Source organism: Nocardioides ganghwensis (genome assembly GCF_014779655.1).
Classification (GTDB): Bacteria; Actinomycetota; Actinomycetes; order Propionibacteriales; family Nocardioidaceae; genus Nocardioides; species Nocardioides ganghwensis.
The window spans coordinates 252,593-260,797 of record NZ_JACXYX010000006.1; the positions used below are offsets into that span (position 1 = coordinate 252,593).

At 69.9% G+C, this 8,205-nt stretch carries 11 protein-coding genes; 10 read left to right on the plus strand and 1 reads right to left on the minus strand.

Going from position 1 to position 8,205, the window contains the following annotated elements; all coding sequences use genetic code 11:
• Positions 1–22: 22 nt before the first annotated feature.
• The 10 genes from IEZ24_RS09665 (at position 23) to IEZ24_RS09710 (ending at position 7,391) form a co-directional block, all read left to right on the plus strand.
• Positions 23–568, plus strand: coding sequence for a hypothetical protein (locus IEZ24_RS09665; RefSeq protein ID WP_129456442.1), 546 nt, complete (start codon positions 23–25; stop codon positions 566–568).
• A gap of 135 nt (positions 569–703) precedes the next feature.
• Complete coding sequence (locus tag IEZ24_RS09670) at positions 704–1,342, plus strand: DUF305 domain-containing protein (protein ID WP_129456443.1); 639 nt, start codon at positions 704–706, stop codon at positions 1,340–1,342.
• Positions 1,343–1,457: 115 nt separating this feature from the next.
• On the plus strand, positions 1,458–2,045 hold the full coding sequence (locus tag IEZ24_RS09675; RefSeq protein WP_129456444.1) for a hypothetical protein: 588 nt from the start codon (positions 1,458–1,460) through the stop codon (positions 2,043–2,045).
• A gap of 102 nt (positions 2,046–2,147) precedes the next feature.
• A complete protein-coding gene (locus IEZ24_RS09680; protein WP_191192841.1) occupies positions 2,148–2,951 on the plus strand; it encodes a sulfite exporter TauE/SafE family protein in 804 nt (267 codons plus the stop codon).
• 149 nt (positions 2,952–3,100) lie between these two features.
• Entirely contained in the window at positions 3,101–3,487 is a 387-nt protein-coding gene (locus IEZ24_RS09685) for a metal-sensitive transcriptional regulator (RefSeq protein WP_129456445.1), read from the plus strand.
• Between the two features lie 62 nt (positions 3,488–3,549).
• Positions 3,550–3,798, plus strand: coding sequence for a DUF2933 domain-containing protein (locus IEZ24_RS09690; protein WP_207206902.1), 249 nt, complete (start codon positions 3,550–3,552; stop codon positions 3,796–3,798).
• 73 nt (positions 3,799–3,871) lie between these two features.
• Positions 3,872–4,519, plus strand: coding sequence for an ATP-binding cassette domain-containing protein (locus IEZ24_RS09695; RefSeq protein ID WP_224745077.1), 648 nt, complete (start codon positions 3,872–3,874; stop codon positions 4,517–4,519).
• A gap of 7 nt (positions 4,520–4,526) precedes the next feature.
• Positions 4,527–6,122, plus strand: coding sequence for an ABC transporter permease (locus tag IEZ24_RS09700; RefSeq protein ID WP_129456447.1), 1,596 nt, complete (start codon positions 4,527–4,529; stop codon positions 6,120–6,122).
• Positions 6,123–6,192: 70 nt separating this feature from the next.
• Positions 6,193–6,582 (plus strand): ArsR/SmtB family transcription factor, encoded by a 390-nt coding sequence (locus IEZ24_RS09705; protein WP_165356171.1) that lies wholly within the window; start codon positions 6,193–6,195, stop codon positions 6,580–6,582.
• Positions 6,579–7,391 (plus strand): cation diffusion facilitator family transporter, encoded by an 813-nt coding sequence (locus tag IEZ24_RS09710; protein ID WP_129456449.1) that lies wholly within the window; start codon positions 6,579–6,581, stop codon positions 7,389–7,391. The genes IEZ24_RS09705 and IEZ24_RS09710 overlap by 4 nt, the downstream gene beginning before the upstream one ends.
• A gap of 271 nt (positions 7,392–7,662) precedes the next feature.
• Here IEZ24_RS09710 and IEZ24_RS09715 read toward each other — a convergent pair whose 3' ends face one another.
• On the minus strand, positions 7,663–7,956 hold the full coding sequence (locus IEZ24_RS09715) for an SHOCT domain-containing protein (protein ID WP_207206903.1): 294 nt from the start codon (positions 7,954–7,956) through the stop codon (positions 7,663–7,665).
• Positions 7,957–8,205 lie beyond the last annotated feature (249 nt).

Sequence of the window (8,205 nt, forward strand, 5' to 3'; positions counted from 1 at the left end):
CGGCTCCGTACCATCGAGAACGATGAAGCCAGTGCCTTCCACCGCCGTCAGCACCCGTAGGCGAGTCCTACGGGCGCTGACTGCTGGGCGCGGCGCCCGCCGCCCCTGGCTGCCCGCCCTCGTGGCGGCCCTGGTCGTCGGCATCCTCGGCATGCACGCCCTGGCCAGCCACGGCGCCCCGTCCGCCGCCGCGGCTCCTGCAAGCACGATGGCCGCGATGAGCACGCCGGCAGGCCACGACGCGGCGATGGCAGCAGGGACATCCGACGCCAGTCACCACCACGCCGCCGCTGCCGCACACACCGCGATGGCGGCCGCCGGCACCAGTGTGAACGGTGACTTCGGCTCGGGACACGGCTCAGGACACGGGATGGCCGGCATGGTCATGCTGTGCGTCGTCATGCTCGCCGCGGCGGCGCTCACGCTGCTGGTGGTGCTCGCCGCGCGACTCTTCCGACCGCTGCTGCCGGCCGCGTTCATGCCCGCCGCTGTGCGTGAGCGGGCGTTGCAGTGGGTGCGTGGCACCGGCCCGCCCTACGAGTGGCAGTTCTCCGTCATCAGGTGCTGACAGGTCCTGCGACCGCCCGCCACCGCTGAGCTCGACCGCGACTGCCTCGCGCGTTCGACAGCAGCGTTCCGGCCGGGTGACGCCTCCGCCTGCCTCCAACACCCCACTGACTACCTGAGACCAGGAGAACTTCCCATGCACAAGACCAAGACCCGCACGCGTGCGCTCACCGCGCTCGCGCTCACCCTTGTCCTCGGCGCCGGCCTCACCGCCTGCGGCGACGACACCTCGGACGCGGCCGGCCAGGCCGAGGTCAGCACGACCGAGCACAACGACGCCGACGTCACTTTCGCCAGCGACATGATGACCCACCACGCGCAAGCGCTCTCGATGGTCGACCTGACCCTCAACCGCCCCCTCGACCCGGAGGTTCAGGGGCTGGCCGAGGACATCCGAGAAGCGCAGGGCCCCGAGATCGAGACGATGGCCGACTGGCTCACCGAGTGGGGCGAGGACGTGCCGGAGACGATGCGCGACCACGTCAACGGTGGCCACGACATGGACGACATGTCCGACAACATGGACGACATGGGCCACGACGACATGCCCGGGATGATGACCGCGGACGACATCGACGACCTGGAGAACTCCGCCGACGGCGAGTTCCAGGACATGTGGCTCGAGATGATGATCGAGCACCACGAGGGCGCGGTCGAGATGGCGCAGACCGAGCAGGCCGAGGGCAAGTTCAAGGACGCCGTCGACCTCGCCGGTCAGGTCATCGAGACGCAGACGGCCCAGATCGACACCATGAAGGAGCTCCTCAGCTCCTGAGCTCGAGCGCAGGCGGACGCCATCGGCTCCTCGGTGACGTCCGCCCGCGCGCCTCCCCCGTCCCGCATACCGGCCGAGACCGGACGCGTCCCCCTCTCTTGGAAAGTAGAGCGTCGTGAAGACCCCCACCCCCATCGTGCTTGCGGCCGTCGTCACGACGGCCCTCACGTTGACCCTCGCCGGATGCAACAACGAGCCAGCCACCACCAGCGACACCAGTCCGACCGGCGCGAGCGGTTCGACCTCGTCCAGTACCGCCGCGGCGGCGCCCGACGACACCTCTCTCCCGCCGTGGCCCGCCCCGGCCGACGTGCCCGCCCGCGTCGCCGCCGCCGGCCTCGACCTCGGCCCGATGGGGACCGCCGAGCACTACCACCCCCACCTGGCCGTCACCATTGACGGCCAGCCGGTACCCGTGCCGCCCAACATCGGCGTCGACCCGAACACCGGCGCCATGTCCGCGGTCCACACTCACGAGGGTGACGGCACCATCCACATCGAGGCCCACACGGTCGGTGAGAAGTTCACCCTCGGCCAGCTGTTCACCCAGTGGGGCGTGACCCTCACACCCACCCAGGTCGGCGGCGTGAAGGCAAAGGGTGACGCGAAGGTGACCGTCACCAGCAACGGCACCCCGGTCGCCGGAGACCCGGCCGACCTGCGGCTCGAGCCCGACCAGCAGATCGAGCTCACTCTCGGGTGAGTTCGCCGGCACGATGAAGCGTCTGGGGTAGCGGCCCACCGGTTCGACCTCTGGCCGGCGTGTTGTGGACCAGCCGGTCCTGCTGTCGGGCGCGCTGACAGGATGCGCCTGCTGGCGAGGGGAGACGATGTGGACTGGCAGCGGGACCTGGTGGGGCTGGTGGCCGGCTTCGTGCTCGCCACGGTGATCACGCCAGTGGGTGTGTCCGGCGCAGTGTTCCTGCTCCCGGTGCAGCTCTCGGTGCTTCACGTGCCGAACCCGCGGGTGACCCCGACGAACCTGCTCTTCAACGTCATCTCCGGACCCGGCGGATTGGCGCGCTACCGCCGGCGCGGGCAGTTCGACCGCGCGCTCACGCGCCAACTGCTGGCCGGCTCGGTGCCCGGGGTGGTGCTCGGGGCGCTCATCCGCGTGTACGTGGTCGCGGACCCGGACGTGTTCCGGGCGCTGGCGGCGGCGGTGCTCGCCCCGGTCGGGCTGTTCATCTTGCGCAAGCCCGCACCAGGCTCGATCGAGCGGCGGCTGTCCCCGAGGACGGTACGTGTGCTGGCGTTCGTCATCGGGGTCGTGGGCGGCATCTACGGCATCGGCGGCGGCTCCGTCCTCGGCCCCATCCTGGTCGGCACCGGCATGGCGGTGGCCACCGTGGCACCGGTGGCGTTGCTCTCAACCTGGGTGACGTCCTTGGTCGGGGTGGTGACGTACGCGGTCATCGCTTTGGATGCGACCGGCCCGGTGGCGCCGGACTGGTCGTTGGGCGTGGCGACGGGTCTCGGTGGGCTGGCCGGCGGGTGGGTCGGAGCCTCGCTCCAGCCCCACATCCCCGAACGGGCGTTGAGAACGCTGCTCGGGGTGATGGCGCTGGCGCTGGCGGTGCTCTACCTGGTGCAGGTCGTACTCGGCTGACCCAGGCGGCGTGGGCCAGTTGTCGTCGTCCACGGTCGGCAGCACCCGCGAGAAGCTGAACCGGCGTCAAGGCGGGACGAAAGACCCTACCCCCGGGGGGTATGCGGGGCGACCATGGGAGCAAGAGCTGAACCCGTGAGGAGCCCGCCATGGCCGCAACAGAAAGCACCCGAGACGCGACCCGCCCGACTAGCGCGGCAGCGCACGAGTGCCACCTGCCATCCGACGCGTCCGCCGGTACGCCCCTACCTGCTACCCGCGGCTACGCCGGCAGGCGTGAGGACTACCTGGTGCGGCTGCGTCGCATCGAGGGCCAGGTCCGCGGCGTGCAGAAGATGGTCGCCGACGACCGCTGGTGCCCGGACGTGGTCAACCAGCTCGCCGCCGTGACCCGAGCGACCGAAGAGGTCGCCGCCGGGCTGCTCGACGACCACGTGCGCCACTGCGTCCTCGAAGCCGCCCGCCAGTCCGGTGACGCCGGACAGGCCCGCATGGACGAGGTCGCCGCCGCCATCCGCCAGGTCATCCGCCTCTGAACCCACCCCACGCGCTCACCCACGAGCCACCCGTTCACCCACCCACGAGAAGGAGCAGAACGATGAACACCAACATGACCCGGAGCCCGAACCTCGGGCTGTTCGCGGTCGCAGCCGCCATCGCCGTCGTCGGCGCACTGTGGGTCGGCGTCCCCGCCGGCACCCTCGCCGTCGTCGGCATCGCCCTCATCTGCCCGCTGATGATGATGGTGATGATGGGCGGAATGATGGGGATGCACCACGGCGGCAGCAACGACAGCAGCACGCCGTCCCACGACCGCTCCGACGACCAGCACCCTCAGGACCGCTGAGGTCGTCATGACCGCCCACGCCACACCTCACCCCGCCGGCCACACCGCATCTGCGGCGGCTGGCCGGCCGCTGATGACCGCGTCCGGTGTCGAGAAGTCGTACCGGCGCGGCATCTGGCCGGCCCGTCACGCCCAGGCGGTCCTCAAAGGCGCGAACCTCGAGCTGCTGCCAGGTGAGGTGGTCGGCCTGGTTGGGGAGAACGGGTCGGGGAAGTCCACACTGATGAAGGTCCTCTTCGGCGAGCTCGCCCCGGACGCCGGCACCGTGGAGCACGTCGGACGGCTCGGCTACTGCCCCCAGGAGCCGGTCGTGTACGAGCGCCTGACGTGCGATGAGCACTTCGAGCTGTTCGGGCACGCCTACCGGATGAACCCGGCCGACGAGCACACGTCGCGTCGCCGGCTCTACGAGACCCTCGGGTTCACCCGCTACGCTGGCACGCGCGCGGACCAGCTCTCCGGCGGCACCTTGTCGAAGCTCAACCTGGGGCTGGCGCTGCTCGCCGACCCCGAAGTGCTGCTCCTCGACGAGCCGTACGCCGGGTTCGACTTCGACACCTACCTGCGGTTCTGGGACCTGGTTGCCGAACGCCGGGCCGCAGGCCGAAGCGTGCTCATCATCAGCCACTTCGTCGTCGACGAGCACCGCTTCGACCGCATCGTCCAGCTGCACGACGGCACCACCCACGACCGACCACCGCACGACCGTCCGTCTGAGTGAGCACCCGATGAGCACCGTCGACACCTCCGTTCGCGTCCCCATCGGCGGCGGACTGCTGGTGCGCCGCTTCCTCGTCGAGGCAGCCCGCAACCGGGTGACCCTCGGCCTGCTCGTCGTCGTCCCGGTCGTGTTCGTCGCCATCGTGGGGGGTGTCATCACCGATGCCGGCGAGCTCCTGGGCGGCCAGGGTGGACCTCAGGCCGAGACGACCACGGCCGGCTGGACGGCCGGGTTCGTTGCCGCGGTCGCGATGTACTTCCAGGTCCGCTCCGCCCGCGCCGCCGACCAGCGCCTCGTCCTGGCGGGACTACCCGCGGCACGCCTGGTCCTGGCACGCATGACGACCGGAGCCGCGCTCGCGGTGGTGGCCGCCACCGCGTCCTACCTGACGCTCGTGGTCCGCGTCGGTGGCCTCGACCACCCCGCCCGAGTCGCCGCGGCCACCGTGATGTTCGCGGTCATCTACCTGGCCCTCGGCGCCCTCATCGGCGCCCTGGTGGCCAACCCGGTCAACGGCACGGTGCTCGTCTTGTTCGTCTGGCTCGTCGACGTCGTCTTCGGGCCTGCGTTCCGGCCCGCCGACACCCTCGTGTCCAAGGTCTTCCCGACCCACTACCTGAGCCTGTGGATGATGGACGAGCCGTCCGGTCACGCGGGCCGGCCCGGCGATCTGGGCTGGGCGCTCATCTGGACCCTCGTCGCCGTCGCACTCAGCTGGATGGTCGTCGCGGCCACCAGCCGCACCGCGCGGACCCACGCCCGCACCAGCTCGAGCTCGGCCCGCGGCCAGCTCGCCGTGGGCACCCAGATGGGCCTGCGTGAAATCAGCCGAAACCGGGTGCTGTGGGCGCTCATGGTCGCTGTCCCGGGCCTCTTCGTCGCCCTGTCCGCCTTCACCACGCCCGAGGGCTACGAAACGATGATGGTCCGCGAAGCCGGCCGGACCGTGGCCGCGACGTTCTGGTTCCCTGACACCCACCCCGGCCTGATGGCGCCCATCTCGGTCGGAGCGCTGGCTGCCGTCGTGGGGCTGTTCACCGCGCTCGGTGCACGCGCCGCCGACCGACGGCTCGCCCTGGCGGGGTTCCATCCGGTCAGCCTGCTCACGTCGCGACTCCTTGTCGTGGCCGTGCTGGCCCTCGTCGTCACCGCCGCCTCACTAACGGTCACCGCGCTGTTCTTCGAACCCGGCCAGTGGGGCCCGTACGTGCTGGCCAACCTGCTCATCGCGTCCACCTACGCCCTCGTCGGCGTCCTGGTCGGCTGGCTCTTCGGCCGCGTCGGCGGCGTGCTGGTCGCGTTCCTCCTCCCGTTCCTCGACCTCGCGATCGAGCAGAGTCCCATGTTGAACCCCGACCTATCCACCCTCGCGCACCTGCTACCGGGGTACGGAGCCAGCAGGGTCCTTTACGACGCCGCACTGACCAGCAGCTTCGACGAGACCGCCTCGCTCCTCATCGCGCTGGGCTGGCTCGCGATGCTTGCTGCTCTCGTCGCTGGCCTACTCGGCCGGGTCGTTCGTCCTGCTCGCCGCCGACCTCGACGGGGCCGTCGCCCTCGAGCAGCGGTCGCGATTCTGCGGACTTCCCGGGCTCGCCCGTGACGTGCATCCAGGCAGGTGAGCTAGCCCGGGGCTCCAAGCAACGCGCATTGGGCTAACATCACGTTTTGTGATGACTGAGACGATGAGCTCGCCTCGCACGTACGCGGGCTTCACCGCGGCCGCGTGCCTGTTCCACGGGTTCTCCGACCCTGCACGGCTGGCCATCTTGCAGCGACTCAGCGAAGGCGAACAACGCGTCGTCGACCTCGTCAACCACCTGGGCCTCCCGCAGAGTTCGTGCTCCAAGCACCTGGCCTGCCTCAAGGACTGCGGACTCGTCACCTCCCGCGCGCAGGGCCGGGCGTCGGTGTACTCGCTGACCCACCCCGACCTGCTGCTGCGACTGTTCGCCGGCGCCGACGAGCTGCTCGACGCCACGGGTGAGGCCGTCGCGCTGTGCGAGAACTACGGCGCCACGACGCTCCACCCATCCGATCCTGCGAGTGAGGAGACCGCATGACGTCCCACGACCACACGGTCACGACGCACGAGCACGCGCCGTTGACGGCCTCCGAGCGAGCCAGGCTCGGCCGCCGGGCCCAGCTGCTCGCCGCGGCGTCGGTGACGTACAACGTCATCGAGGCGGTCATCGCCATCACCGCCGGCATCGTCGCGGGCTCCGTCGCGCTCGTCGGGTTCGGCCTCGACTCCATCGTTGAAGTCTCCAGCGGCCTCATCATCCTGTGGCAGTTCCGCCACAAGATGCCCGAGAGCCGCGAGCGGCAGGCGCTGCGGCTGATGGCATTCTCGTTCTTCGCGCTCGCCGCGTACGTGTCGTTCGAGTCGGTCCGCGCCCTGCTGGGCGACCACGACCCCGACGCCTCCCCGGTCGGCATCGGTCTCGCCATCGCGTCGCTGGCCATCATGCCGTTCCTGTCATGGGCGCAACGCCGCACCGGGAAGGCGCTCGGCTCGAACGCCGTCGTCGCCGATTCCACCCAGACCCTGCTGTGCACCTACCTCTCGGCCGTGCTCCTCGTCGGCCTGGTGCTGAACGCCACCCTCGGCTGGTCGTGGGCCGACCCCATTGCCGGCCTCATCATCGCCGCGGTCGCGGTCAAGGAAGGCCGGGAGGCGTGGCGCGGTGAAGGCTGCTGCGGCGCCGTTGGCTCCAGCCACCACGACACGGACCATGAAGGCGACGCATGCGGTTGCAGCTCTGACGGTGGATGCAGCGACGGATGCTGCGCCCCTGCCGCTGACGCGGGCAGCGAGTCCGCACGGAACCTCGAGGTGTTCCAGATCAGCCCGCCTGGTGAGGACCAGTGAGCGTCACCGCGCTGGGCCTGTTCGGCGTGTACCTGCTGCTCGGTTTCGTGGCACGCACCTTGGCCGCAGTGGTGCCGCACCGGTAACGGCGGGTTCACGTCACCCTCCAATCTCACCACGGGGCCCTCGGTGCACGGGCGAACAACAGCGCCATCACGCGGGCGCTGGCCGCAACCACGCCGTCATCCTCACCGCGGCCTACCTAGCCGTGGTCGCGCTCATCCTCGAACGGTTCTGGAACACAACTGAGCACCCTCGTCCGCTGAGACGATCACGAGTCGGACAAGGCGGATAGGCGACGCCGGAACTCGTCCTCGTCAATTTCTCCGGCTGCGAACCGTCGCCGCAGGATGAGGGCCGCCTCAGATGAGCCCATGTTCGGCCCGGTGGTCGAGCCGGTCGCTGAGCCAGACCCGCCGCGTCCAGGACTGCGCAACATCACCACGAGCAGCGCAACTGCAAGACCGACGAGCACCAAGAGCAACACGATCAGCGCAAACCACCCAAAGCCGTACCCCTCGTGCATCCTGTCGTAGTCGCCCCACATCACACTCACCTCACTCATGGCCCGTCCGCTTCACCACCACTTCATCAGGCGTGGGGACTCTGGCGCATGTGTCGGACGGGTCCCGTTCATGGGGTCGAAAGGCCCCAGTTCGGCAGCGAACCGGCACACGCTGAGCGACCTGAATCGCCCCGGGTTTCGTGGAGGCTCGGTTACTTGGAACCAGCCCCGGTCGGGACGGGTGTTTCAACGTAGTCGGTGACGACTCCGGTGGCCCAGTGGTTCGCCTCGAACTCGGCGGGCGGGATG

What these genes read in the sequence shown, in the direction of transcription:
- IEZ24_RS09665 (WP_129456442.1), top strand. Translation starts at nt 23, where the DNA reads ATGAAGCCAGTGCCTTCCACCGCCGTCAGCACCCGTAGGCGAGTCCTA.
- IEZ24_RS09670 (WP_129456443.1), top strand. Translation starts at nt 704, where the DNA reads ATGCACAAGACCAAGACCCGCACGCGTGCGCTCACCGCGCTCGCGCTC.
- IEZ24_RS09680 (WP_191192841.1), top strand. Translation starts at nt 2,148, where the DNA reads ATGCGCCTGCTGGCGAGGGGAGACGATGTGGACTGGCAGCGGGACCTG.
- IEZ24_RS09685 (WP_129456445.1), top strand. Translation starts at nt 3,101, where the DNA reads ATGGCCGCAACAGAAAGCACCCGAGACGCGACCCGCCCGACTAGCGCG.
- IEZ24_RS09690 (WP_207206902.1), top strand. Translation starts at nt 3,550, where the DNA reads ATGAACACCAACATGACCCGGAGCCCGAACCTCGGGCTGTTCGCGGTC.
- IEZ24_RS09695 (WP_224745077.1), top strand. Translation starts at nt 3,872, where the DNA reads ATGACCGCGTCCGGTGTCGAGAAGTCGTACCGGCGCGGCATCTGGCCG.
- IEZ24_RS09700 (WP_129456447.1), top strand. Translation starts at nt 4,527, where the DNA reads ATGAGCACCGTCGACACCTCCGTTCGCGTCCCCATCGGCGGCGGACTG.
- IEZ24_RS09705 (WP_165356171.1), top strand. Translation starts at nt 6,193, where the DNA reads ATGACTGAGACGATGAGCTCGCCTCGCACGTACGCGGGCTTCACCGCG.
- IEZ24_RS09710 (WP_129456449.1), top strand. Translation starts at nt 6,579, where the DNA reads ATGACGTCCCACGACCACACGGTCACGACGCACGAGCACGCGCCGTTG.
- IEZ24_RS09715 (WP_207206903.1), bottom strand. Translation starts at nt 7,956, where the DNA reads ATGAGTGAGGTGAGTGTGATGTGGGGCGACTACGACAGGATGCACGAG.